Here is a 25,605-nt window from a genome sequence, read left to right as displayed (position 1 = left end):
TCGGCGGCGGTCCGGTGGGTCAGCGGCGCCGGGCCAGCGTGGCGGTCGCGCAGCCGTCGCAGACGGGGGCGTCGCCGGCCGCGGGCTCGCGGTCCATCTCGAGGACGACGTAGGACTTCGCGCAGCGGTGGCACTCGGCCCGCGTCGCCGCGGCGTCCTCGACCTCCAGGCGCGGATCCGGCCTACCGGAGACCGCGAGCGGGCGCGCCTTGACCGCCAACGCGTAGAGGACGACGCTCAGCACCAGCGCGACGACGGGTGCGCCCTCGGCGAGCAGTGCGGGCACGCCGGGGCCCTCCGCGCAGTAGATGCCGATCCCGGCCGCGACCAGCCAGACGGCCAGCCCCCAGGTGACCCGCGGCAGCCGCAGCGCACGGAACTCCGGCCCGGAAGCGCGGTCCCCCGGCACCAGCGCGTAGTGGGTGACGGCGATGCCGACCCAGCTGACGAGGAACACGCCCTGCCAGGTGAGGGCCCTGTTCAGGTAGCTGAAGACGTCGGTGAGCATCAGCAGGAAGACCACGGCCGTGGTGGCGAGGACCAGGGGGATGCGTCCGAGCCGCCGCCCGGTCAGCCCGGCGATGAGGCGTTCCCAGTTCGAGGACGCCTGGTAGTAGTTCAGGCTGTTGATCCTGGCCTGCGACACGACGATGAGGACGAGCCCGGCGGCACCGAGGGTGGCGATGATCGCCTCGACGACCCCCGTCTCGGCCGCCGGCCGGTCGGGGATGGCGGCGCGGACGAGGAAGATGCCCGCCGCTCCGTTGGCCGCGAACAGCAGGACGTAGAAGACCCAGCCGAAGGTGACGTGCTTGTGGAAGCGGTCGTCCTCGGGCTTGGCGAAGCGGGCGAAGTCCACCGTGGTGGGCATCGTGAGGTAGATGCCCATGTAGAGGATGACGCTCAGCAGCCAGCCCGGCATGGGACGGGCCTCCGGCGGCACGAGGCCCTGGAAGGAGAGCCAGCCGCCGCCGTCGAACCTGACCGCGGCGACGATCACGGCGACGACGATGCCCACGAGGTAGAGGGGCAGCAGGACGCCGTTGAGGCGGGCCATCCACGTCTGCACGCCGCCGAGCATCAGCGGGAGCATGACCAGGGCGACGATCGCGTACCAGACCCGGACGTCCCAGCCCGGGGTGTAGTGCTCGAACGCGACGGCCAGGGTGCTGCTCTCGAACACCGCGTAGTAGGTGGTGTTGGCCGCGACCAGGAGGGCGGTGAGCGAGGCGCCCACGACGCCGAACATCCGCCGCGACAGCAGCGTGCTGTTGAGGCCGCTGCGCCGGGCCCACCCGGCGAGCAGCATGTTGATCAGGCTGTAGACCGCCACCGAGACGCCGATGGCGGTCAGCGCGGCGGAGGTGCCGTAGAGGCCGGCGGCCAGGGCGCCGTAGAACAGCCAGACCATGGCGCTCAGCAGCGACCAGAAGGACATGGTGAGCTGCCAGCGCCCGACTCTGGCGGTGGGCGGGACGGCGTGGCTGGTGTAGTCGTCCGCGCGCTGCTCGGCGACGACGTCGGGGTCGTCGGTGGTGCTCGTCCGCAGCGGCGGGAGGGTGTTCTCCGGGGCCAGCGACATGGTCGCTCCAAGGGCATGAGGGGGTGAGTGGTTCCGGCCATCGGCCGGATGAATGCGTGCCGGATGAATGCGTGCCGGGTAATGCATGTGCGGCCGTGGCCCCCGTCGCAGCCGCCTTACGTTTTCGCTGGTCAGGACCTCAGTGCAGCCGGATCCAGGTCGGTGCCGCCGGCGGGGCGGCCGATGCCGCGGACACCGAACCCGCTGTCGGTCCACACGCACTCGCCGGTCGTCAGCGGGGCCGCGTCGGAGGCGAGGTAGACGAAGGCCCCCGCGTGATCGGCCGGTTCGGGGATGAACCCCTGCGGGATGACCTGCTCCGCGCCGGGCAGGACGGCGTCGATGGGGTCCTGGCCCAGGGCGGCCAGTCCCTGCATGCGGGTCCTGGCCACCCCGACGGCCACGCCGTTCACCCTGATCCGCGGCGCGAACTCCCAGGCGAGCTGGCGGACGATGCCGAGGTCCGCGTGCTTGGTCGAGACGTACAGGACACCGTCGTCGACCGCGCGGTAGCTGGCGATGGAGCAGGAGAAGATCATGTTCCCGCCGGTCTCCAGCAGCGCGGGCAGCGCCGCGCGCGCGCCGAGCAGATACCCCTTGACGTTGATGGCGTAGATCTCGTCGATCGCCGCCTCCAGCCGGTCCAGCGGGATGCCGGCCAGCGGGAGGTTGCCCGCCCCGACGCCGGCGTTGCCGACGAACACGTCGAGGCGGCCGAAGGCGTCCACCGCGTCCCGGACGGCCCGCTGGTTGTCGGCCAGGCTCTCCGCCAGCCCGACCGTGGCGTGCACGTCGTCTCCGAACTCCTCGGCGGTCGCCGTGGCGCCTTCGGCGTCGCGGTCCAGGATCGCGACCTTCGCTCCCGCCTCGACGTAGGCTTCCACCACCGCGCGCCCGATTCCGGCGGCACCGCCGGTGACGAGGGCGACCTTGCCCGCGAGCGCCGGCCCGCCGCTCTGGCGGCCGGGTACGTGACGACTAGGCATGTACAGCTCCTCCGTTGACATCGATGACGGCTCCGGTCAGGAACCCGCTGCCCTCCCCCACCAGGGCCGGGACGAGTGCGGCGATCTCCTCGGGCGCGCCGAGCCGGCCGACGGGGATCCGCGCGGCCAGGTCCTGTTCGGTGAGCCCGGAAGCGGCGGCGTAGTCGAGCAGGTGCTCGGTGCGGACCGTCCCGGGGTTCAGCACGTTCGCGGTCACCCCGGTCCCCGCCGTCTCCACGGCGAGCTGGCGGGTGAAGCCGGCCAGGCCCGCCTTGGCCGCCACGTAGCCGATCGCGTTGCCCGCCTGCGGGGCGGCGGCGACGACGGAGCCGATGTTGAGGATGCGTCCCCAGCCCCGCCGCACCATCCCGTCCAGTACCGCCTGGCACATCAGGAACGGCACGGTGAGGTTCAGCTCGATCTGCCGGTCCCAGTGCTCGCGCGAGGTGTCCGCGGTGGTCGTGGCGTCGACGAAGCCGCCCGCGTTGTTCACGAGGATGTCGACGCGGCCCGCCGCGTCGATGAGCGCGTCGCGGCCGGCCGGGGTCGTCAGGTCGCCCGCGCAGGCGGTGGCGGTGCCCTTCGCGCTCAGGCTCGCGGCCTGCGCCGCGAGGCGGTCGCGGTCCCGGCCGCCGAGGACGACCGCGGCGCCCTCGGCGACGAGCGCGCCGGCGATCGCGGCGCCGATGCCGCGGCCGGCGCCGGTGACGACCGCCACCCGGCCGTCCAGCCGCCCGGTCATCCGGCGGCCCGTACGCGTCCTCCGGGGCGCGCGATGCCCCGGATGCCGAGGCCGCTGTCCGCGGTCACCATCGTGCCGGTCATCACGGCCGACTCGGAGCGGGACGCCAGCAGGGTGAAGATGCCGCTGTAGGCGTCGATGCCGGGGATCTCCTGCAGCGGAAGCGCCTCCTTGGTGCCGTCGAGGACGGAGTCCGTCGCCGCCTGCCCGAGTGAGGCCGCCCCCCGCAGGCGGGTGGGCGCGACGCCGGGCGCGACGCCGTTCACCCGCACGTCCGGAGCGAGCTCGTACGCCAGTTGCCGGACGAGACCCTCGACGGCGTGCTTGGACGCCGTGTAGAGGACGCCGCCGCCGGCGGCGTTGGATCCGGCGAACGATCCGGTGAGGATGACCGAGCCACGCGACTCCACCAGCGCGTCCAGCGCCGCCCGGACGCCCAGGATGGGCGCCAGGACGTTCACGCCGAACAGTTCCTCGAAGCCGGCCTGGAGCCGGTCGCCCGGGATGTCCTCCAGCGGGCGCGCGGCGTCGGTGATCCCGGCGTTGCCGACGAAGACGTCGAGCCGGCCCCAGGTGTCCAGCGCGGTCCGGACCGCCTGGACGTTGCCGGCCCAGGACCGGACGTCGGCGACGAGCGGAACCACGCGGTCTCCCAGCTCGGCCTTGAGCTCGGTGACCTTCTCCGACACGTCCACGGCGACGACGCGCGCCCCTTCGGCGGCGTACCGGGTGACGACGGCCCGGCCGATCCCGGAACCGGCCCCGGTGAGGACCACGACCTGCCCTTCCAGCGAACCCACAGCAGTTCCTCTCACTTCTCGACGAGCCGCCATATATGCATACAGAAGTACATTCAGTTTTGTATGCACATATGGAGCCCCAAAAGGACACGCCCGGTCGGCGGGCGGCCGGTCGGCACCCGGGGGCGCGTCGGCGCCCGAGGGACCGGCGGCCACCGCGGCGACCTCCCTCCTCGAAGGTGCCCACACTTTTGCATACACTTCGAACGCGGAGCAAGGGTCGCAGGAAACCCGCAGGTAAAACTCTCCTCACCTGGCGTTCTCCCACCTCCACCGCCCCCGCATCGCCACTCCGCGGTCGGCCTGCGCTGCGCGGGCGTCGGTGTCGGCGATCCCGGCGGTGAAGGAGGGATCGGCTGCCAGGGTGCCTGGACCTCATCCCTGCTCTCGCCGTGGGATCGGCCGGAACCGGAACCGGCCGTCGGCCGCTTCGACCCGTCCCCAGCCGAAGTGCGCCGGCATGAGGATCGCCCCGTGCCGCGCGGTCCAGTCCAAGAGCCCGTGCCGTGCCGTGGCCGATGCCGCGCGGTCCACGCAGAACCGCGAGCAGGTCAGGGGATGTGCGAACTGGTGCGGGTGGTGGATCAGGTCTCCGGACAGCACGGCGGTCTCCCGGCTCCCTCGTACGATCACGGCCGAGGAGCCGGGGGTGTGGCCCGGCACGGCACGGACCTCGATCCGGTCCCCGATCCGGAAGCCGTCCGCGACCGCGTCCAGGCGCCCGCGCTCGATCAGGGGCAGGACGCTGTCGGCGTACGAGCCGTACAGGAAGCCGGGGTCGCGGCCATGGCCTTCGCGCGCCCAGTCCAACTCGTCCTCCAAGGCCAGGTACCTCGCCTCGGGGAAGGCCGGGATCCAGGACCCGCCGTCCCAGACGGTGTTCCAGCCGACGTGGTCGGCGTGCAGGTGGGTGAGATGGACGGTGCCGACGTCGGTCACGGCGCGGCCGGTTCGCGCCAGCGCGGCGGGCAGCGCGCCGTCCGACCGCCGGTTCCAGCCGGGGCGAGACCGGGCCTTCCCGTCGCCCACGCCCGCGTCGACCAGCACGGTCTCGGCGTCGGTGGTGATCAGGTAGCCGCCGAACGTCAGATCGAGGCTCTGGCCCGGGCCCTGGTCGCCGGTGCCGGGGACCAGCAGGTCGTCGGGCGCGAACCGCATGCTCGGGATGTCCGCCAACCAGGTGATCGTGATCCCGCCGAGGTCCAGGCTCGGCGGGGGCGCCGCCGCGCTCACCGCACCGCACCGTCGCCGACCGCGGCGTCCGCCGTCGCGGGGACCGGGGTCCGGCCTCGGCGCGCCCCGGCGGTCTCCCGCAGCGCCGCCAGGCAGGCGAAGGAGACCACGCACACCAGCACGATGTACCCGGCGATCGACAGTCCGGAGTCGGTGCGGATCAGCAGGGAGCCGGCGATGATCGGCGCCATCCCGGCTCCGAAGACGTTGGAGATCGCGTAGGAGATGTTGACCGCCGAGTACCGCACGTCCGCCGGGAAGAGCTCGGCCAGCAGCGTCGCCAGCGTCCCGTACGCGGCGCTGAACGGGATCGAGACCAGCAGGTAGCCGGCCAGCATCGGGCCGGGCGAGCCGGTGTCGACCAGCAGCAGCCACGGGAACGCGGTCAGCGCCATGCCGACCACCCCGCCGGCGAAGACCGGCTTGCGGCCGATCCGGTCCGACAGCGCCCCGAAGTAGAGCAGGCAGGGCAGCACGACGGCCATCGAGACCAGCGTGAGGCTCAGCATCGTCCCGCGGCTCACCCCGACGTGGTCGGTGCCGTAGCTGAGCCCGAAGACCATGGTGGCGTAGAACATCGTGCCGGGCGCGAACCCGGCGGCGGCGCACAGCAGGATCGGTGCCCACGACCGCTTGGCGGCCTCGACCGCCGGCCGCCGAGTCGTGCCGCGTTCGTGCTTCACCTCGCGGAACTCCGGGCTCTCCTCGACCCGGAGCCGGATGAGGAAGCCGACCGCGACCAGCAGCGCGCTGAGCAGGAACGGCAGCCGCCAGCCCCACTGCTCCATGGCGTCCGCGGGCAGCAGTTGGGTCAGCAGGAACACCAGGTTCGACAGGGCGAGCCCCACCGGGACGCCGACCTGGACCCAGCTCCCGAAGAACCCGCGGCGAGCGGGGTCGGAGTGCTCGACGGCCATCAGCACAGCCCCACCGTACTCGCCGCCGAGCGCGATGCCCTGCGCGAACCGGACCGCCACCAGCAGGATCGGCGCCCAGATGCCGACCTGGGCGTAGGTCGGCAGGAGCCCGATCACGAACGTGCAGGCGCCCATCATGGTCAGCGTGACGACGAGCACGGACTTGCGCCCCCTGCGGTCGCCGAGGTGCCCGAACAGCACGCCGCCGATCGGCCGCGCCACGAACCCGACCACGAACGTCGAGAACGCCAGCAGCGTGCCGACCGCGGGGGCGAAGTCCGGGAAGAACTGCTTGTTGAACACCAGCGCGGCCGCGGTGCTGTAGATGAAGAAGTCGTACCACTCAATGGCGGTGCCGGCGAAGCTCGCCGCGACCGCCCGGTTCCGTGGTCTGGTGTCGGTGCCCACGCGCGTCCTTCCGGTTGACAGCCCTCGGCGCTGTGGCCGAAACCCTAGGTGGACCGGGCATAACGCACTAATAGCATTTGTCCAGGAAGGTATATCGATCTTGATATGCCGCGCCGAGCACCCACCCACGGCCGGACCCGCCACGTCAGGGCCGGGCGCCCGTGATGGCACGTGGCCACGCGTGCGCGGAAGGTGCGCCGCATCAGGTGGATCCGTGGCGGCTGCCCCCCTGCTCGGCGCCGGCCTTGCCGGCATCGGGCGCCGAGCAGAGTGCAGAGCGGTGTGGCCGTCAATGACGGCTCTACGGCCTTCTTATGGCACGCAGATGCCATCGGCGGGAGGAACATAGAGGGTGAGGGGTCGGTGATATCCGAAAGGGCAGCCATGCTGCACGGCATCGACGTGGCCTCTTACAACCCCATGTTCGACGCGGAGGGCCTGGACTTCGTCTTCGTCAAGGCGACCGAGGGACGTTCCTACATCAACCCGCGCCGGGCCGACCAGGCCGCGCGGGCCCGCCACGCCGGCTGCGTGGTCGGCTTTTACCACTTCCTGCACGGCCGCCGGGGACTGCGCCCGGCGCGCATCGCCGCCCAGGCCCGGTACTTCCTCGAGCACTGCGGCGCCGAGGACGGCGACATCCTGGCCCTGGACTGGGAGACCGACCCGAAAGGGCGGCTCGCCACCAGCGGGCAGAAGGATCGGTTCCTGCACGAGGTGAAGAAGCGGCGGCCCGGCCATCGCCTCGTCCTGTACGCCAACCGCGACCTGTGGACCCGCAAGAGCACCGGCCACTACAACGCCGACGGGCTCTGGATCGCCGACTACCGCAAGGCCGGCGACCCGCTCGTCCACGACTGGCTCTTCCACCAGTACACCTCGAAACCTCTGGACAAGAACGTCGCGAAATTCAAGACCCGGGACGCGCTCGAACACTGGGCCTCTTCCGGCTGAGGCGCAGGCTAAGAAGTCTCAACAGAATGCGCAGGCCGAGTGACCCCGCTCACGGGCGGCCTCCAACCGGGCCGAGCCCGGCGAGCAGGCGATCCGCGCACGGCACGGCTTGCGGCGGGTCCCTCAGAAACCGGTAAGGGTGATCTTGCCGATGGCCTTGCCCGACTCCACAATGCGGTGCGCTTCACGGAGGTTGGCGGCGTTGAGGGGGCCGAGGTCGCGGGTGGCGGTGGTGACCAGGACGCCTTGGTCCACGAGCCTGGCGATCTGGGTGAGGATGCGGTGCTGGGCGATCCGGTCGGGCGTCTCGAAGAGGGAGCGGGTGAACATGAACTCCCAGTGGAAGGAGATGCTCTTGGCCTTCAGGACTCCGATCGGCAGCGTGTCGTGGTCGTCGATGGCGACGATGTGCCCGAACGGGTTCACCAGGGCGGCGTAGGCGGGCAGGTTACGGTCGGTGCCCGCGGTGCTGAAGACGTAGTCCAGACCCTGCGGGCCGAGGCCGGCGAGCTGCTCCTCCAGCGGCCTGTGGTGGTCGACGACGTGGTCGGCGCCCATCCGCCGGGCGAACTCGACGGTCTCCGGCCGGGACGCGGTGCCGATCACCGTCAGGCCGGTCAGGGTGCGGGCGAGCTGGGTCACCATGGCGCCGACGCCGCCCGCGGCGGCGGTGACCAGGATGGTTCCGGTCCGCTCGAACGGACGGTGGCGCAGCCCCATCTGCTCGAACAGGCCCTCCCATGCGGTCAGCGAGGTCAGCGGCAGCGCGGCCGCCTCACCGAAGGACAGCGAGGCCGGCTTGCGGGCGGCGATCCGCTCGTCGACGGCGTGATACCGGGCGTTCGCGCCCGGGCGGTCGATCGCCCCGGCGTAGTACACCTCGTCGCCGACCTCGAAGAGCCCGACCCGGTCGCCGACCGCGACGACGGTGCCCGCCGCGTCCCAGCCCAGCACCTTCGGCTCCCCGCCCGGGTCGGTGTTGCGGCGCACCTTGTGATCGACCGGATTGACGGCGACGGCCTCGACCCGCACCAGCAGGTCGTGCGGCCCGGGCTGCGGGACGGGCAGCTCGACGTCCAGCAGACTCTCGTCGTCATCCAGCGGCAGACTCTTGCGGTACGCGACGGCGGGCATCGTGTTCTGGCTCGTGTCCAAGGCTCTTCTCCTGGTTTCCAGGTCCGGTCGGTCTCGAAAGGGGTGCCGGCTGGGGTGCAACTCGGGCCGGCGGGATACACATTCCCGTCCCGCCCAGGTCACACCGCCCTTGAGGACGTCGGTGAAGTGCCCGACCACGATCGCGTCGCGCAGATCCAGGTGCCCGATCGCTGTCAGGACGAGGCGGCCGTACCCGAGGTCTCCGGGCAGGCGAAGGATGTGGAGCCATGGCAGGGCGTCGGCGCCCGGGCCGTGCGAGACGAGAGCCGGATCGCACCCACGAGTACCTTGGAGCACCCGGCTGCGGAAGTTCGGGCCGCCTCGGGCCGCCTCGGGTTTTGTGGGCCGATAGCCTGCACGTGTGCAGAAACCGGTGTCTGGGAGCGACCAGGATGGCTGACGCCGACGACGTTCGCCGGCTGGCACTCGCGCTACCTCACGTGGTCGAGATCGACAGCGACGGCTTCGATTTCCGGGTCGGCGGCAAAGGGTTCGTCTGGTCCTATCCCGAGCGCAGACCGGGTAAGCCGCGCGTCATCCGGACCGACATCGCCGTCCTGTACGTCGGCGACGAGGCAGAGAAGCAGGCGCTGCTGCTCGGTGAGCCGGAACGCTTCTTCACCACACCCGCCTACGACGGAATGCCCCTCGTCATCCTGCGACTGGAGGAAGTGGACCCCGACCGTCTGGAAGAGCTCATCACCGACGCTTGGCGCATGCGTGCGCCGGACACGCTCGTCGGCGACCTGGACGCCGCAGCCGATTAGCCCGGCGCGAAACCAGCACGAGCAGAGCCGGATCGCGGCCGCAGTCAGCCGCCTCCGCTCAGGCAGCGGTGCCTGTCGTTTCGTCGGCTCTTATCGTCCGTGGCTGGCGTCGGTTTGGTGCTGACCAGGGCCGTTATGGCGGCTCTGGTGCGGTGATTCTGCTCTGGGCTTCGGCGATCAGGTTCGCCGCGTGCGGGCCAACAGCGTAGCGGGCTGCCTCGAGGGGCTCAGTGGCCGCGGCGAGCGGGTCGGGATTGGTCGCGCGGTGTAGGGCGAGCCAGATCCACCGGTGCTCGCCGCCGGCGAGTTGGGACCGGCGGGCGCGCAGATGCCCGACGCTGGATCCACGGATCGGCCACATGCCGTCCGCGGTTGCCCGCAGGCGCCCCAGCTCAGCAGCCGGCACCTTCGGAATGCGGGCGATGACCAGCGGAATCGCGGCCGCCACCGGCCCGGCCAACTCCTCCAGTAATGCGTCAGAAACGTCGGCCACAGCACCTCCGGCCGCCATGTACGAGACGACGCAAAAGTCTAGCCACCGACATAGGTGCCGGTTGCCACAACAGATGCCAAAGCAGCCGCTCCACAGCGGCAGCCCTCGGCTTCACCGCAGCCATCACTATTCGAATTGATAGCAAATAGCCATGGAATCCACGAAAACGAATGTATGCATAAGCATGCATAGCCTCGTCACGAAGGCGTTGACCGTGATCGATCCAGGGGGGCGCTCCAGAGAGGCCGGTTAGCTGAATCGTGCGTCGACGGTGGACAGCAAGATCTCAGCATTGACGAGGTGCTGGGTGAAACTGGCGCTCCAGATCAGCCATTGCGGCAGTCCGGACCGCACCCCCGTGAGTCCTCCGCATCGCCGGAAACAATGGCAGGCTCTGTCTCCTTTGAGTTGAACAGCAATGGTGCGCCGATATCGACGTCGCGTCTCTGACGGGCGGCGGCTGGCCAGTTGCGGAAGATTGCCCTGGGCGCGGAGGATTCCTGTCAGCATGTGGGAATGAATCGGTCGTTGTGGCTCCTCGCGGTGACGGGCGGAGCCCTGATCGTTGCCAGCACCGCGTACCTGCTGACGAGCGGTTTCTCCCTCGGCGACGCGGGCAAGGTGTCCAGCGCCATGGGCGCGGCGGCGGGCGTGGTGTCGCTCGCCGTGACCTTGGCGTCGCTGAGACTCTCGCGGCGAGGGCAGAGGGATCCGGCCGAGGCGCTCGACATGCTGGCGAGCCTGGTCCGCGAGCAGTGGACGGCGGAGCTGGCGAGGTCCAGGCGGGACGTCAGGGAGCCGCTGGCCGTCCCGCTGCTGGTGCGCGGTTCTCATGAGGAGACCCTGCGGGAGGCCGACCCCGCGGCGCTCGGCGACCTTTCGGATATCGGTCAGATCTTCCAACGCCGGGTGCCGCCGCGTTTCGTCATCACCGGGCCGGCGGGATCCGGCAAGACGACGGCCGCGGCCCTGTTGCTGCTCGATCTCCTGGAGCGCCGCGAGCGGTCCGGGCCGGTCCCGGTACTGGTCTCCATGGCGGCCTGGGACCCCGCTCGACGGCCGTTCGAGGACTGGCTGGCCGAGCAGATCTCCCGCACGTACGCCCTCTCCCCCGAAGCCGCCCGCGAGCTCGTCGGCAGGCGGAAGGTCATCCCGATCCTGGACGGGTTCGACGAGTTGCCCGCGCAGAAGGCCGGCCAGGCCCTGCGCCGGATGAACGCGGGGCTGCACGGGGACGACCCGCTGGTCATCACCGCGCGGGAGGACGCTCTGGACCGGGCCGCCCGCAGCAGGCAGGGCGAGGTCCTCCAGCACGCCACCGTCCTCCGGCTGGAGCCGGTCGGCTCTGCGCGGCTCGTCCGCTATCTGGAGGGTGTCCTCCCGCAGGAGCACTACCCCGGCTGGGACCGGTGGCGCGAGCGGCTTCTCGGCGAGCCCGGCGGCGCGCTCGAGCGGGCGCTGAGCCGGCCGGGGAACGTCGACCTCGTCCGCCGGGCGTACCTGGACGCTCGGCGTCCGCTGCCCGACCTCGGCTCCCTGACCGAGCAGGAGATCATCGAGCGGTTGCTCTCCGACTGGATCGACCGGCTGTACCCGCGCGCGGGGCGGGGGCGGTCGTGGCTGAGCACGGTCGCCCGGGAATGGCAGGGCGGGTTCGTCTGGTGGCGCCTCTACCAGCTCGTGCCGCGCTGGGCACTGGTCGTGTCGGTAGGCGTCCTCCATCTGTTCTTCTACGGCGTTTCGCTGGCGGCCTGCTTCGGCACGAAGGCCGCGACCGGCGATCTCGTCTCGGGCGTGGCGTCGCTGGAGTGGCTGGCCCTGCTGGTCGCCGCGGGCTTCTGGGACGAGTTCGCCGACGTCAGAGGTGCCACGCCGGAGACCACCGAGCCGCTCGCGCAGCTGCGCCGCGAGGTTCGGGTTCGAGGCGCCGCCGCAGTCGTCATCGGCGTCGCCGTCGGACTCGGGACCGGATTGTGGGGGCCGGACGCCGGCGTCCGAGGGGGCGTGTTCCTGGGGGTCGTGACGGCCTTCTTCGTGATGCTGGCATCGTCCGTCGGGATCTACGCGGTGAGCGTCGCGATCCTCGCCGGCGGAGCGGACCTGCCGTGGTGGCCGCTGGCGGTTCTGGAAAGGGCTCGGCGTCTGGATGTGATGCGTGCGGTCGGCGGCGCCTACAGGTTCCGGCGGCGACCGGTTCAGGACCTTTTCGCCGCGACCGCGCCCGAGCAGCGCAGGGATACGGGGTTCGAGGGCCCGCCGGACGAAACCACGGCCCCCTCGGACGGGTCCGCCCGAGCCGGGGCCACCGCGACACGGCCGGAAGGCACCGCCTCCGCAGGGAGGGAGCATCCGGGTGCGCCGCCGGGACAGTCAGGACCGGCTACGGGAACGCCTGACCGCCCGGTTCCCGACTTAACGCAACAGCCTTCGGCCGGGCCAGCGCAAGAGGCACCGCGCGTAGGGGAACGTCCCGGCCACCGGGCCGACGAGACCGGGACGCCGCCGGTTCCACCACCGCCCCGGGACGGTGACCGTCCGGTGTCCCGGTGCGAGCGCCTCGACGTGTTCGCGCGCGAGGCCGTCCTGCGTGAGGTGCTCGTCCTGCCGGAGATGCTGCGCCGTGTCGACCAGCGCGACCCCGTCGCCTCCCGGGCGAGGCTGCGGACACTGGCCGCGTCGCTGCTCGACCACGACCCGCTCGCCGTGGAGGCACCCGCCCGCGATCGCGGGCAGCGGTTCGACGAGGCGCTCGATGCCTTCGAGAAGGCGGCGGCCCTGCCGTTCCTCAGCCGGTTCGTCACCGCCTACATCATCACCGCGGGGGCGGCGGGCACCGCGTTGGCCGGGTTGTTCGTGGCTCAGCAGTGGTGGCCTTGGGCACCCGACGCGACCTTCGCAGCGTCCGTGGTGCTGCTTCTCTCCGTGTTCCTATGGCTGTCGTTCCGCAGGAACGCGGCGCAGCGCCGGGCGCTGCGGTCGCGCGATCCGGCCGAATGGCTCCAGTTGGACGAGCTGCCGCACCTGAGGCTCGTGCTGGACCGCACCTACAGGGACTGGATCCGGGCCATGGCCCGGGACGGCCTGCTGCCGATGCTGACCGACCGGCTCGGCGAGGAGCCGCCGGCGTACACGACCGAGCTGCACGGCCTGGAACTCGAACCGCTCAGCGGAACCGACGACCGCGACGACCATTTCGTCGAAACCGACGCCAGCCGCCGCGTCTCCCTGCTCATCGAGGAGCTGAGCAGCGCCAGCGTCGGCCTGAGCGGCGCTCGCGGCGCGGGCAAGAGCACGGTCCTGCGGCACCTGTGCGACCCGGAGCGGCATCCGGACAACGACCTGCGGCTCCTCGTCCACGCTCCGACCGCCTACGACTCCCGCGAGTTCCTGACGCACCTGTTCATCCGCGTATGCGAGCGGGTCGTCGGGAGCCAGGGTCCTCGGCCCGCACCTGTCCGGCGGCTCCGGATGCTCGCGATGCGCGTGCTCCCCTGGGTCTGCGCCGGCGCGGGACTCGTACTGATCGTCGGGACGCTCTACCGAGGACGGATCCGCGCGCTGGCGGACCGTCTGCCGGACGGTGCGCGGACATATGCGCTCGCAGGTGGCGGCCTGCTGATCCTGGCGGGCCTGGCGGTCGCGCTGCTCGTGAACCGCCGGCCGCGGTTGCGGAGCATGACGCGGGCGCAGGTCGTCGCGCACGCCCACCTGCGGCGGCTGCGCTACCAGCAGGCGGTGACGCGGACGGCGGTCGGCGAGGCGGCGATCCCGGGAGGGAAGATCGGCGGGCAGCTCACGGTGCAGCAGACCGAGCAGGCCCAGAGCCTGCCCGGCCTGGTCGCCGGGTTCCAGGAGCTGCTCACGATGGTCGGCACCGAGCGGCGCGCCGGCCGCAACAAGGTCGTCATCGGGGTGGACGAGCTCGACAAGATCGCCACGGCGGGCGAGGCGGAGCAGTTCCTCAACGACCTCAAGGTGATCTTCGGGGTGCCCGGCTGCTACTTCCTGGTGACCGTCTCGGAGGACGCCCTGGCCGCGTTCGGACGGCGCAGCCTGTCGGTCCGCGACACCTTCGACAGCGCCTTCGACACGGTCGTGGAGATCCCGCCGCTGCGGGGACGGGAGGCTCTGGACCTGCTGAGCCGGCGCGGCGTCCCGCTCCCGGTGCCGTACGTGTGGCTCTGCCATGTCATGACCGCGGGGCTGGCCCGCGACCTCGTCCGGTCGGTGCGCGGGCTCGCCGCCGTGTCGGCCGAGTGGCGCGAGGAGCCGTCACCGGACGGGCGTACGGCCGGGCCCCGGCAGGAACTGGAGCACCTGGCCCGCCGGATGATCGCCGAGGACGTCGCGGCGGTCATGGAGGCGCAGCTGCGCGGGGCGGCCGCTGACGCCGAGGGGACGGTCGCCCTGCTGGAATGGCTGGCCGCCTGTGCCGACCTCCCCATCACCGCGGCCGGCATCGAGACGGGCATCGCCGCGATGCCGGCGGGCGAGCTGAGCTTCGCCGCGCGGAACTTCGCCGTGCAGACGAGGACGTACCTGGCGATCACCGCGATCCTCGTCCGGCTGTTCGTCGAGCACCCGAAGAAGACGGCGGAGTGGCTGCGCGACCTCGCCGAGCAGCCGCGGGACCAGCATCCGCTCGATCGGCTCGCCGAGATCAGAGGGCTTCTCGCGAACCATTCGCACCTGGCCTGGCACGCGGTTCTCAGGCTCCGCCGCGAAGTCGCATGGCCGGTCCCGCAACCGCCCCTCGACCTGGCCGCCGCTCCGCCGCCGGAGTGAGCCGGAACCGGCGAAGGCCGGTGGTCGTACGAGCCGGCGCCGTCACGGGTCCCGAACGGATCGAGGGGTGGTGATCGCCCTGAGGCTGACCCGGCCGGTCCGCGTGCGCTCCGGCAGCGCGGCGATGCGCACACCCATGCGCTGCGGTTCCCCGTGCCATGCGGCGGATCTCGCGTAGCCGGCGGGCAGTATCTTGGCGCCGTGGATTACCTGGTTGAACTCCGGCGTGAGCTCGATGCCTTTGGTGCGGCGCTGGATGGTGATCTGTCGGCTCCGGTCGAGCACTGCGGCGGTTGGAGTTTGGCGGATCTGGCCGTGCACATGGGGGCGGGGAACCTCTGGGTCGTCGCGGCCGTGCGGGACGGGCACAGCGACGGCTATGACGAAGGCGCCGCACCCCGTGACCGGGCTGGTCTCAAGGCTTGGTACGCCGCGACGGCGGATGCTCTCGTGCAGGCGCTGTCGGTCGATCCATCGACCGAGGCGTGGACGTTCTTTCCGCCGCACACGGTGGGGTTCTGGCGCCGGCGCCGCAGCCAGGAGACGCTGATGCACCGGTGGGACGCCGAGCACGCGCTCGGCTCGACGAAGCCGATGGACGCGCTGCTCGCCGCCGACGGGGTCGCCGAGGTCTTCGACACGATGGCGCCCCGCATGATCTCCAGGGGGGCCGCCACCCATCCCGAGCAGGCCGTACGGATCACCGCCACCGACTCCGGCCGCTGCTGGACCTACGGGGCCGGCGAGCCGGTCGCGGAGGTCTCGGGAACCGCCGAGGACCTGCTGCTGATGCTGTGGGGGCGCAAGCCTCGGGATACCGGATCGGTGACCTGGGACGGGGACCGTGAGGCCGGGGCGCGTGTGCTGGCCGGGCCGCTGGTCCCCTGAACTCGCGCTTCCCTGGCCGGTTACGCGGTCTCCCCGGCGGAACGCCCTGCTGATCGGGTTCCACCGCCGGCAGCCGTGCGACAACCGGTTCGGTGAGCGGACCCGCAGGCGGCGAATCCTCGCCGCCGTCGTCAACGTGCTCATGCTCGCGGTGGTCGTTGTCGCCGCCTCCACGGCGCAGGCTTCGTCGCGCCCCCTGAACGTCCCCTCCAAGGCGGCTGCGACGCCCCCGGCGATGTCATGCGCGCAAGCCGCGCGGCTGGATCTGACCGGTGTTCAGGGCGCACCGGCGAACATCGCCTCGGCGACCATCGTCGCCGCCGCCGACAACCCCCTCGGCAAGTGGGAGGCCTGCGAAGTCAAGGGAGTCATCGCGCCGCAGATCCAGTTCGATCTGCTGCTGCCCACCCAGACGTGGGCAGGGCGCTACCTGCAGACCGGCTGCGGCGGCTTCTGCGGCAACTCCCGCTTGGATGCCCAGGCGACTTACGGCTGCACCGCGCTCATCAACGGAACGTTCGCGGTGGCCTGGGACAACGAGGGCCACTATGGAACCAGCATGACCGACGGGCTCTTCGGCGCCGACCCGCAACTGCGGGTCGACTTCGGCTACCGATCCCAGCACCTGACGTCCATCGTGGCCAAGGAGATCGTCAGACGGTTCTACGGCCGGCCCGCGTCGCACTCGTACTTCACGGGCTGTTCGGAGGGCGGTGACCAGGCCATGACCGAGGCACAGCGCTATCCCGAGGACTTCGACGGCATCGTCGCCGGCGCCCCCGCGTCGAACATGACCGCGCTCGCCGTCTGGGACCAGGGCTGGAACGCCAAGGCCATGCTGGACGCCAACGGCGACTCGCCCCTCACCCAGAACGACCTCAAGTCGCTGCATGCGGCCGTGGTCAGCGCTTGTGACGCCCAGGACGGCACCCGAGACGGGCTGATCAGCGACTCGCTGGACTGCTCCTTCGATCCGACGAGCATCGCCTGCCCGGCGGGCGGCAGCGGCTCGTCCGGCTTCTGCCTCAACCCCGCTCCTCGAGTCGGTACGCAAGATCTACGGTGGGGCGCGGGACGGCAAGAACCGGCTGATGTACCCGGGGGCCCAGCCCCGCGGTTCGGAGGGCAACTGGGCAGGCTGGCTCGTTCCCTTCGCCCAGGGCGTGCCGTCGAACCAGGAGGGCTTCGCCGTCAACACGTTGCGCTGGCTCGCCTATCCCGATGCAAGGCCGTCGATGACGCTGAAGGACGTCCAGTTCACCGAGGCGAACTTCCGGGAGATCATGGGCCGCGTCTCGGGAATCTACGACTCCACCGACCCGGACCTGAGCGCGTTCCGGCAGCACGGCGGCAAGCTGATCATGTGGCATGGTGAGGCCGACCCGGCGGTGCCGCCGGCCGGCACCATCGCGTACTACCAGGCGGTCACCGAGCGCATGGGCGGGTCGGCCCGCACCCAGGAGTTCGCCCGGCTGTTCATGCTGCCGGGCGTGGCCCACTGCAGCGGCGGCGAGGGGCCGGGCAAGTTCAACGGACTCGGTCGACACCACGGGGGGACCGGTCGATCAGGCGTCGAGCTACACGGCGCGGCGCCGTCCGTCGGCGAACCAGACCATCAGCTGGCTGGGCTCCTTTCGCTCGGGCTATGAGAAGACCTGCGGCTGGAGCAACAGCAAGTGGGTCTGCCGGAAGGGCAAGGCCTAGAAGCCCTGTGGCACGGACGCGCTGAACATACCGGGCAGAGTCAGATGATCTAGGAATGAGGGAGGGCCTCCGGGGTCCGGTGCGGATCGCGAAATCCACACCAGACCCCAGGAGGCCGTCCGCGTTGCCGAGCGTCCCCCCCGACGCCGCCGGTCATCCCGCCAGAAGCCCGGACGAACCAACTCGATCACCCGTAGCCTCCCGGCATGGGGAGAATCCTGGTCGGCACCGCCTCGTGGACGGACAAGACGCTGCTCTCCTCCGGCTGGTACCCGCCGGAGGCCAAGACCGCCGAGGACCGGCTGCGCTACTACGCCTCCCAGTTCCCGCTGGTCGAAGTGGACGCCACCTACTACGCGCCCCCGGCGGAGCGGACCGTCCGCCTCTGGGCCGAGCGCACGCCGCCCGGTTTCGTCTTCAACGTCAAGGCGTTCTCGCTTCTCACCGGTCATCCGACCCGTCCCGGCTCCCTCTACAAGAACCTCCGCGACAAAGTCCCGAACAAACGCAACGTCTATCTGAAGGACGTTCCGGAAGAGGTGGAGAACGAGGTCTGGGACCGTTTCCTCAGCACCCTCGAACCGCTCCACGAGACGGGCAAACTCGGCCTGCTCCTCTTCCAGTTCCCGGTCTGGTTCCCGCCGGGCGAACGCAACCGCAAGCACATCCTCCGCGCCCGGGACCGCTGCGCGCCCATGCCGATCTGCGTCGAGTTCCGCAACGCCGCCTGGATGGACGACGAGCACCGCGACGCGACGCTCGCCTTCATGTCCGAGCACCGCATCCCCTATGTGGGCGTGGACATGCCGCAGGGCCACCGGTCCTCGATGCCGCCGATCCTCGCGGCGACCGGAGACGCGGCCGTCGTCCGTTTCCACGGCCACAGCGAACGCTGGGACTCCTCCGACGTGCGCGAACGTTTCGGCTACCTCTACAGCGAAGCCGAGATGCGCTCATGGGTCCCCCGGATTCGCGACCTGGCCGACGACGTCGAAACGACCTACGTCGTCTTCAACAACTGCTGCGCCGACCATTCCCAACGCAACGCCGCCCGCTTCGCCGACCTTCTCCCCACCTGAGCCGGACGCCGCTCAACCCGTGGGAAGGCCCACCTGGTCGCGTTCGAGCGCGGCGCGCAGGTCGGCCATGACCCCCGCGACCGCCGCCCCCGCCTCACCATCGAGCGCCCCCGCGAGCAGTTCGGCCAGCCCTTCGGTGAAGGTCGCCTCCGCCGCGTCGGCGAGCCGCGCGCCGTCGCCGGTCAGCTCCACCAGCGACGACCGGCGGTCCGCGGGGTTCGGCCGCCGGGCGACCCATCCCCGCCTCTCCAGGCGGTCGATGATCTTACTGCTCGCCCCGATGCCGATGGCGAACTCCGCCGCGACGTCCGCCACCCGGGCCGCCGGGCGGTCGCGCAGGAAGCGCAGGGCCTCGTACTGCGAGGTGACGATGCCGTGCCGGTCGCGGAGCCGGTCGTTCAGGGCGTTGTAGAGGCGCGTCTCGCACCGGACGAGGTCGGAGAAGAACCCCGGCAGGTCGGCGGCGCCCTTTGACTTAGATGCCACGGCATATACTGTAGCGGCATCTACTCGTCATGGGAGGCGACATGAGCAGGCAACAGCGGGCGGAACTCGACGCGGCGCTGCGGCGGCCCCGTTCAGAGGGCCCGCGGACGGTGGAGGCGATCCGCGCCGGATTCCGCGCGATGATGGCGCAGCTGATCGTCCCGGACGGGATCCGCACCCGGCCGGCGCCGCTCGGAGACCGTCCCGCAGTGCTCGTCGAGCCCGCCGGGGGCGCGGAGCCGGGGGCCACGATCCTGTACTTCCACGGCGGCGGGTTCGTGTTCGGCTCGCCCGAAACCGCGATGCCGCTGACCGCGAACCTCGTCGTCCGCACCGGGTTCCGGGCCTACTCCCTGGACTACCGGCTCGCCCCCGAGCACCCGTTCCCCGCGGCGATCGACGACGCGGTGAGCGCCTACCGCGCCCTGCTCGACGGCGGCGCCGACCCCGCCGCCATCGCGTTCGCCGGGGACTCCGCGGGCGGCGGCCTCACCGTCACCGCCTGCCTCGCCGCCCGCGACGCGGGCCTGCCCGTGCCCGCCGCGATCGTCGCGTTCTCCCCCGGCCTCGACATGACCCGGACCGGCGAGAGCGTGGCCGCCAAGGAGTCCGCCGACCCGTTCTTCACCCGCGAGTCACTGGAGCACACCGGCTCCATGTACCTGGCAGGACGCGACCCGAACCACCCGCTCCTCAGCCCCGCCACCCTCGCCGACCTGACCGGCTTCCCCCCGATGCTCCTGCAGGTCGGCACCAACGAAGTGCTGCTGGACGACTCCACCCGCCTCGCCGCCCGCGCCAGGGCCGCCGGAGTCGACGTCATCCTCGACGTCACCGCCGACGTTCCCCACGTGTTCCAGGCGTACACCGGTGCCCTGGACGAGGCCGACGAGGCCCTGGACCGCGCCGCCCTCTTCCTCACCCAGCACACCCGCCCCCGAACCACCACCCCCTGACACCCCGGCTCCGAGGATCATCTTCTTCACCTTCGGGACAGGGCCGAGAATTGTACGGCGCTGTGGACCGGCGCGGCGGCGGTCGGCCGCCGCCGCTCCGGCGTTGCTTCGGCGTTCAGTGCTCGATCCACGGCGATTTGTCGTAACCGCTGTCGATGTGGTGGACGGTCCTGCTGCTGTTGGATCCCACCACGATTCTCCACCGGGCGACGGTACCTTGGACGATCACCGGGTACATGTCCGGCCTGTCATTGTTGTTCCAGGCCGCGACGGCCTGTGCGCACGCCCCGAAGAGCTCGGCGAAATACGCCTCCATCTTCTGCGGAGTCGGTTTGGCGCCCAGTTCCTGCTTGCAGTGCTTCATGCACGCCAGGTCGGTCGCGAACGACGGCGTCGAGAACGCACGGGGCATCCTCGTGCCGTTGATCGTCACCCAGCCGTACGCGGTGCACTGGTGCGGAAGTTTGATCTCCAGGCTGGTCCCCTTGGCGATCGCTGCCCAGCCGTCGACCAACTCACCCGTGACGGCGAGACGGTCCCATTGGAGCACCTCCTCGGCCGGGCTTCCGGACGGGCACTTGCTGAGAAAGTGGGTTCGCAGATCGGGCCACCGGGCCACCAGTTTGACCTGGTCGGCGGCGTTGAGGGCGAGCAGTGCGCGGAAGCCGGGCCAACCGAGATCATTCAGCAGCATGGCGAGGTATTTGACCGTCACCTTGGAGCGCAACTCCGCGAACACCGGCGGCTGCAGGCTGTCCCACAGTTCTTTGAGCGTGATGTAGCCCTCCTGGCAGAACGCGATGAGCGGCCACATCTCCGAGGTGATGAGGTCTTTGTCCGCAGCGAAGTCGGCGAAGCCGAACGGCAGCCGTCTGCAGCGCACTTCGAGCATGTCGCCTGTGCACAGATCGATCACGCTCCGGGTGTCGCCGAGCAGCTTTCCGCAACCGTGGACGAGCGGCTGCAGTATGCCTCCGACTTCGGGTTCCGATGGCAGCTCGGCGATGCGCTTCTGGACCAGAATGATCAGATCAGCGCACTTCAGGTACTCCTTTTCCTGCTGCCCGCGCAGCTGGCCGATATAGGCCTCCACCTCCTCGCAATTCTGCAGCAACAGGACGCATTGGGCTGCCGTCTTCTGGTAGGCCTGGCCGAACCCCTGCCAGGTCCCCGACTGCGAAATGAATTGGTCGAGCAGATAAGCGTACGTCTGCCCGGGCCGGGTTCCGGCGAATCCCTCTCGGGCCGGGGCGCTGTTCAGCAGCTCTCGGTAGTCGTCCGTTCCGAGGCCGATCTCGATGCCCTCCGTCTCGGCGAGCGCCTCGTCGCACACGGCCGTGACCTGGAGTTTCAGCTGCTCGACACAGCCGGAGACGACGGCCTTGAGCTTGTCCCTCAGACCCTTCCATCGCGACGTGAGCTTCGAGGCGCGCGTGCTCTCGCCCCGCAGGACCAGCTTCGCGACCTTGTCTTCGGACAACTCCGTGGTGACGATGAAGTGGAACGCCTGCCAGAGCGGATCTATGTTCGGCACGGCCATGGAGACCTCCCTCGCTGCCGGGGGCGGTCAGAGGGCCGGTGCGGCGGCGGCTCCGTTGGACGTGCCGCCGGGCGTCGGTTCGTCCGAGGGCAGGGGAAGCGGCGTGGTGCTGACCGCGGCATGGTCGATCTGGTTAACGACCTGGGGGATCGGGAAGAGCCGCTGGTAGAGGCCGACGGCGGCGGCGTCCCCCTTCTGGACGAGCTGCAGGGCCAGCCGCAGCCTCTCGTTCTCGGCCTCCTGCCGGTCGTTGTCCAGCTGGCGGGCGCGCACCGCCTGCTCCTGCAGCCCCGTGGAGTAGGCGTCCAGCGCGTCGCCCTCGCCGAGGAACGAGTCGACCACGACGCCGTCGGTGCGCAGCACCTGCTGGCCGACGCCGACGATGATGCCGGAAACGGTGTGCTCGCGGCCGTCCGGCGTGGTGTAGGCCGAGGTCAGCGTGGTGTCGATCTGGAACGGGCCGTTCTCGTCGGCGCCCGCCGGCCGGACGATCTCGGGCCGCGCCCTGCCCTCGTGGTCGGTGATGCCGCGCAGCGCGTCCAGGACCTGCTTGCGGACGGCGGGAACGGACGCGGGCTCGACGCAGTCCGCCAGCAGCCGGTCCAGATCGGTCAGCGCCACCTCGTCGCGGGACTCGGCGTGCCCGTTGAAGAACGCCACCCGCACGTCCACCAGGTGCAGCAGCGTGACGTACTCCTGGTTCATCTGCCGGAACACGAAGTTGAGGGTGCGGCTCGTGTTGACGTTCTCCAGCGCCCGATCGACCGCCTGCTCCTCGCCCTGCTCCAGCTTGACGTCCAGGCTGGTGTCGATCTGCACGTCCCGTTTGGCCGAGGCGCGGGCGGTGTTCTGGCTGACCGCGTTGCTGATGTTCTTGGTCAGCTCCTCGCGGGCGCTGTTGGAACTGCCCGACACCCCGCCCGACACCTTGGCGCTGGCGCTGCCCCAGCCCCAGTTGGCCTGGCCCTGCGCCTCCGCCTCGGCCCGGTACTCGAAGGTCTTGCCGGCGTTGGCCTGGTTGGACTGCTCGGAGCTGACCGTCCGGCCGAACTCGCTCTCGGTCTCGTCGGTGACCGAGTCCAGGATGGAGGAGGTCTTCTGCAGGCTCTCGGTGGAGCGCTTGTACGTGCTGATACGGATGCTGGTCCGCTCCCCCGGCAGCAGCGAGAACGTCTTGATCGTGCGCCCGCCCCCGTAGCGGGCGGGCAGCGAGGTCAGCCGGTAGTGCTCCACCAGCACCAGGCCCGGCCGGCAGTGCGCCGGGGCGGGGACGAACCGGTAGGTGAAGGCGCCGGCCATGTCGCGCAGCACCACCAGCCGGCCGCCGGCGGTGAGCTCCTGGACGACGGTCGTCTCGTCCAGTCCCGCCACCGCGAGCGCCATCCCGGCCCGGGTCGCCTCATCGGACGCGGCCGGGACGTTCGGGAACACCGCGGGATCGAAGTACCCAGTGGCCTTCGCCGTCCGCCACGCCTCGGAGATCCGCTGCCGCGTCAGCGCGATCGGCGGCAGCCGGGTACCGATCGTCTCCAAGCCGGTGTCGGGGTCCTCGTATCCGTGCAGGTAGATCAGCGGGGTCTTGTTCTCCGGCCGCTGCCGGTCCTGCTCCGTCAGCCACGTGAACGCCAGCGGCTGGTCGCTCAGCCTGAAGTAGAGCTTGCGCCCGCCGAGCGCCTGGGCCACCGGCTGCCCGAAGTCGACCGGCACCACCACGTCCTTGACCGCGACGCTGCCGCGGTAGTTCAGCCGGAACGTCAGGGACGTGCCCGGCGCCGTGTCCTGCCACGACACGGCGCCGTTGCTGGAGACCTCCTGCTTCAGACTGATGACCCACGGCTGCAGGTCGCCGTCGTTGGCGCGCCCGAGCTGCAGCCGCTGCCCGGTCTCGTCGTAGATGTCGCAGGTCAGCTCCAGATCCGGGTCGGACAGGAGGTAGACCCAGCAGACCACCTCGGCATTGTGGTCGACGGTCGGGGACAGCCAGTAGCTGATCCCCTTGTAGCGCAGCCAGGCGGCGTCGTCGACCGGCAGGTCGATCATGTGCTGCCCCCGATAGCTGGTCGCCCCGGGCAGGTCCTGCGGTGCAGCGGTCGGTTCCACGGTTCCCATGGGATGTCCTCCACGACGAGTGCGATCGCCCCACCATCGACCATCACTGCAAATCGGGATATCCAGGGAAATACCTACCTTTAACCGACAAACAGAGCGAGACTCCCGCATACGTGTTAGCCAGGGGTAGACCGACGTCGGCTACACGCCGCGCGGGGAGGCGCCGGGGCACGGCATCCCGACCCGGCCGCTGGAGAGACCGGACGGACAGAACGTTCACGAAGCTGCGAGTGCCGCCAGGCGAGATGAACGCCCGCCATGAGGTCGTCTTCCGCCAAGAACTCGAACACCGCGGGCCCATTGCCGCCTCCACAGCGGCGACGGCACCTTACCGGCCGACCGGGGAACGTCCATGCCGGACGGGGTGGTGGCGGCGGTCCCTTCTTGGATTGACGTCGGCTGGTCTAGGGCTTTGTGCGGATGTGCGAGCAGGCGCGCTGAGCGTGATCGCCGGTGTGCCCGTTCGGGCACACCGGCGGTTCGCGGGATCCGTTAGCGGTGCTGTGGGGCCGCCCGGTCAGCCCAGCAGGAACGTGGTCAGGGCGTCGCGGCCGGTGTGGCCGGGTTCGCGGTTCTGAATGGAGTGGGCGGCGCCCTTGACGATCACGAAGCGGGTGCCGGCGGGGCTGACGGCGCGTTCCTGTTCGGCCCATTCCAGCGGGGTGCTGAGGTCGTGGTCGCCGGTGAGGATCAGCGTGGGCAGGTCGGGCAGCCGGCCGGCGGGGTCGGAGGTCGGGGGCTCGGCCGGCCAGCGCAGGCAGGTCTGGACGCTGCTCTGCGCGAGCGCGACCGCCGGTGTGTACGGCCAGGTCGCCGATGCGGGCAGGGTGCGCGCGGTGCGGTCGAGGAACGGGCGGCGCAGCCGAGGCGGGGTGGCCGAGGTGCCCCACGGGAAGCGCAGGTCCTGGCAGAGGGTGGCCGCGTGCAGGCCCGCGCTCAGCTGGCTCGCGGGCGTGCCGTCGGCCGGGGTGAGCACGGCCTCGATGGCGTCCAGCCGGCGGGTGTCGCCGGCGACGGCCTGGTGCATCGCGCCGATGATGTCGCCTGGCAGGCCGCTGCCGGGGATCGGGTCCGGGTCGCGGTAGGTCGGGTCGAGGAACTCGTAGCCCACGACGTCGCCGAACAGGGCCAGCCCGCCGGCCGGGGTGCGCCGCCGGACGAGCGTGGCGAGGTCCTGCGCCGGGTCGAAACCGCAGGCGGGCGCGGCCTTGCAGGCGTCCCGGAGCACCCGGGGCTGGGCGGTGAGCCCGACCAGGTTCAGGTCTCCGGCGACCGTCCAGTGGTGCGGGACGACCGAGTCCATGACCAGCCGGGACACGTGCCGGGGATGGGCGATGGCGTACCGGGCGGCGGTGAAGGAGCCGTACGACACGCCGTCCACGGCCATGGTGTCCACGCCGAGCGCGCGCCGGACGTCCTCGAAGTCGCCTACGCTCTGGTCGGTGCCGTAGAAGCGCGCCCGGTCGCCGAGCAGGCGGCTGCACTCGTCCACCGCGTCGGGGGTGGCCGGGGCGCTGTCGGAGCCGCTGACCTGAGCCTGCATCTTCGGGCAGTCGATGGCGCCGAGTGGGCCGGTGCCGCGCTGGTCGAGCATGACGAGGCGGTACTGCGCGAACACCTCGGGCATCCGCCCGGCGATGCGCCGGAGGAGGGCGACGCCTTCCTGGCCGGGGCCGCCGGTGAGGAACAGCAGCGTGCCCTTGGGCTTGGCCGGGCCGTCGGCGGCGCCGACTTGGAGGTCGAGGGTGCCGGGCGTGCGGCCGGAATGGTCGAGCGGGACGGTCAGCGTCCAGCAGGTGAAGCCGGGTTGCACGGCGCCGTCGTCGTCGTGACACGGGTGCGGGGCGTGAAGCCCTCGGGCGGTGGCGGACGGGGCGTGGAGCCCTCGGACGGCGGCGTGCGCGCCGGGCGCCACCGCCGCGACGGCGAGGCCGCAGGCAAAGGCGGCGAGGGTACGGCGGACATTTCTCATCGCGAACTCCCACGCGAGGGGAAGGACCGGCACCCATGCCCCCGAGGAA

Annotated in this window: 20 protein-coding genes and 1 pseudogene; 8 read left to right on the top strand and 13 right to left on the bottom strand. The window is 70.9% G+C overall.

From position 1 onward, the window contains the following. Positions 1 to 19: 19 nt before the first annotated feature. From ABT299_RS25020 to ABT299_RS24995, 6 genes are all read right to left on the bottom strand, one after another. A complete protein-coding gene (locus tag ABT299_RS25020) occupies positions 20 to 1,582 on the bottom strand; it encodes a purine-cytosine permease family protein (protein WP_500252168.1) in 1,563 nt (520 codons plus the stop codon). A gap of 131 nt (positions 1,583 to 1,713) precedes the next feature. Further along, positions 1,714 to 2,568: an SDR family oxidoreductase gene (locus tag ABT299_RS25015; protein WP_387018321.1), complete on the bottom strand. Its 855-nt coding sequence runs from the start codon at positions 2,566 to 2,568 to the stop codon at positions 1,714 to 1,716. Further along, complete coding sequence (locus tag ABT299_RS25010) at positions 2,561 to 3,310, bottom strand: SDR family NAD(P)-dependent oxidoreductase (protein WP_387018318.1); 750 nt, start codon at positions 3,308 to 3,310, stop codon at positions 2,561 to 2,563. Before ABT299_RS25010 ends, ABT299_RS25015 begins: the two co-directional genes overlap by 8 nt. Continuing rightward, a complete protein-coding gene (locus tag ABT299_RS25005) occupies positions 3,307 to 4,110 on the bottom strand; it encodes an SDR family NAD(P)-dependent oxidoreductase (RefSeq protein WP_190861269.1) in 804 nt (267 codons plus the stop codon). Before ABT299_RS25005 ends, ABT299_RS25010 begins: the two co-directional genes overlap by 4 nt. A 375-nt stretch (positions 4,111 to 4,485) precedes the next feature. Next, complete coding sequence (locus ABT299_RS25000) at positions 4,486 to 5,343, bottom strand: MBL fold metallo-hydrolase (RefSeq protein ID WP_500252167.1); 858 nt, start codon at positions 5,341 to 5,343, stop codon at positions 4,486 to 4,488. Then, the gene (locus ABT299_RS24995) at positions 5,340 to 6,668 is read right to left on the bottom strand and encodes an MFS transporter (protein WP_500252166.1); all 1,329 of its coding nucleotides are present in this window, start codon (positions 6,666 to 6,668) and stop codon (positions 5,340 to 5,342) included. The genes ABT299_RS25000 and ABT299_RS24995 overlap by 4 nt, the downstream gene beginning before the upstream one ends. A gap of 384 nt (positions 6,669 to 7,052) precedes the next feature. On the opposite strand from ABT299_RS24995, the gene ABT299_RS24990 reads away from it, so the two are divergent. Beyond that, the gene (locus tag ABT299_RS24990; RefSeq protein WP_387018310.1) at positions 7,053 to 7,622 is read left to right on the top strand and encodes a glycoside hydrolase family 25 protein; all 570 of its coding nucleotides are present in this window, start codon (positions 7,053 to 7,055) and stop codon (positions 7,620 to 7,622) included. A gap of 123 nt (positions 7,623 to 7,745) precedes the next feature. On the opposite strand, the gene ABT299_RS24985 is transcribed toward ABT299_RS24990, so the two are convergent. After that, entirely contained in the window at positions 7,746 to 8,777 is a 1,032-nt protein-coding gene (locus ABT299_RS24985; RefSeq protein ID WP_500252165.1) for a zinc-binding alcohol dehydrogenase family protein, read from the bottom strand. A 392-nt stretch (positions 8,778 to 9,169) separates the two neighbouring features. On the opposite strand from ABT299_RS24985, the gene ABT299_RS24980 reads away from it, so the two are divergent. After that, positions 9,170 to 9,544, top strand: coding sequence for an MmcQ/YjbR family DNA-binding protein (locus tag ABT299_RS24980; RefSeq protein ID WP_500252164.1), 375 nt, complete (start codon positions 9,170 to 9,172; stop codon positions 9,542 to 9,544). A 133-nt stretch (positions 9,545 to 9,677) separates the two neighbouring features. Here ABT299_RS24980 and ABT299_RS24975 read toward each other — a convergent pair whose 3' ends face one another. Further along, a complete protein-coding gene (locus ABT299_RS24975; RefSeq protein ID WP_500252163.1) occupies positions 9,678 to 10,037 on the bottom strand; it encodes a hypothetical protein in 360 nt (119 codons plus the stop codon). Between the two features lie 516 nt (positions 10,038 to 10,553). Between ABT299_RS24975 and ABT299_RS24970 the strand changes: the two genes are divergently transcribed. Then, on the top strand, positions 10,554 to 14,822 hold the full coding sequence (locus ABT299_RS24970; protein ID WP_500252162.1) for an NACHT domain-containing protein: 4,269 nt from the start codon (positions 10,554 to 10,556) through the stop codon (positions 14,820 to 14,822). A gap of 42 nt (positions 14,823 to 14,864) precedes the next feature. Here ABT299_RS24970 and ABT299_RS24965 read toward each other — a convergent pair whose 3' ends face one another. Then, positions 14,865 to 15,143: a hypothetical protein gene (locus tag ABT299_RS24965; protein ID WP_500252175.1), complete on the bottom strand. Its 279-nt coding sequence runs from the start codon at positions 15,141 to 15,143 to the stop codon at positions 14,865 to 14,867. Here ABT299_RS24965 and ABT299_RS24960 point away from each other — a divergent pair. From ABT299_RS24960 to ABT299_RS24945, 4 genes and pseudogenes are all read left to right on the top strand, one after another. Then, complete coding sequence (locus ABT299_RS24960; protein WP_500252161.1) at positions 15,024 to 15,710, top strand: maleylpyruvate isomerase family mycothiol-dependent enzyme; 687 nt, start codon at positions 15,024 to 15,026, stop codon at positions 15,708 to 15,710. The genes ABT299_RS24965 and ABT299_RS24960 overlap by 120 nt on opposite strands. Positions 15,711 to 15,852: 142 nt before the next feature. Beyond that, a pseudogene (locus tag ABT299_RS24955) lies at positions 15,853 to 16,677 on the top strand (tannase/feruloyl esterase family alpha/beta hydrolase); the annotation flags it as partial. A gap of 124 nt (positions 16,678 to 16,801) precedes the next feature. Then, positions 16,802 to 17,359: a tannase/feruloyl esterase family alpha/beta hydrolase gene (locus ABT299_RS24950; RefSeq protein ID WP_500252160.1), complete on the top strand. Its 558-nt coding sequence runs from the start codon at positions 16,802 to 16,804 to the stop codon at positions 17,357 to 17,359. 261 nt (positions 17,360 to 17,620) lie between these two features. Next, positions 17,621 to 18,493 (top strand): DUF72 domain-containing protein, encoded by an 873-nt coding sequence (locus ABT299_RS24945; RefSeq protein WP_500252159.1) that lies wholly within the window; start codon positions 17,621 to 17,623, stop codon positions 18,491 to 18,493. 12 nt (positions 18,494 to 18,505) lie between these two features. Here the strand turns inward: ABT299_RS24945 and ABT299_RS24940 are convergent, their stop codons facing one another. Beyond that, the gene (locus ABT299_RS24940; protein ID WP_500252158.1) at positions 18,506 to 18,979 is read right to left on the bottom strand and encodes a MarR family winged helix-turn-helix transcriptional regulator; all 474 of its coding nucleotides are present in this window, start codon (positions 18,977 to 18,979) and stop codon (positions 18,506 to 18,508) included. Between the two features lie 41 nt (positions 18,980 to 19,020). Here ABT299_RS24940 and ABT299_RS24935 point away from each other — a divergent pair, with 41 nt between their 5' ends. Next, complete coding sequence (locus ABT299_RS24935) at positions 19,021 to 19,935, top strand: alpha/beta hydrolase (protein ID WP_500252157.1); 915 nt, start codon at positions 19,021 to 19,023, stop codon at positions 19,933 to 19,935. A 115-nt stretch (positions 19,936 to 20,050) separates the two neighbouring features. Here the strand turns inward: ABT299_RS24935 and ABT299_RS24930 are convergent, their stop codons facing one another. The 3 genes from ABT299_RS24930 to ABT299_RS24920 all read right to left on the bottom strand — a co-directional run bounded on the left by ABT299_RS24930 (position 20,051) and on the right by ABT299_RS24920 (position 25,556). After that, on the bottom strand, positions 20,051 to 21,475 hold the full coding sequence (locus ABT299_RS24930) for a hypothetical protein (protein ID WP_500252156.1): 1,425 nt from the start codon (positions 21,473 to 21,475) through the stop codon (positions 20,051 to 20,053). A gap of 27 nt (positions 21,476 to 21,502) precedes the next feature. After that, entirely contained in the window at positions 21,503 to 23,584 is a 2,082-nt protein-coding gene (locus ABT299_RS24925) for a hypothetical protein (RefSeq protein WP_500252155.1), read from the bottom strand. Between the two features lie 517 nt (positions 23,585 to 24,101). Next, complete coding sequence (locus tag ABT299_RS24920; RefSeq protein ID WP_387018278.1) at positions 24,102 to 25,556, bottom strand: alpha/beta hydrolase; 1,455 nt, start codon at positions 25,554 to 25,556, stop codon at positions 24,102 to 24,104. Positions 25,557 to 25,605 lie beyond the last annotated feature (49 nt).

The organism is Spirillospora sp. NPDC000708 (assembly GCF_040299565.1).
Lineage (GTDB): Bacteria > Actinomycetota > Actinomycetes > Streptosporangiales > Streptosporangiaceae > Spirillospora.
Note: the sequence above shows the minus strand (reverse complement) of the source record. Positions and strands in the feature narration are given on the sequence as shown.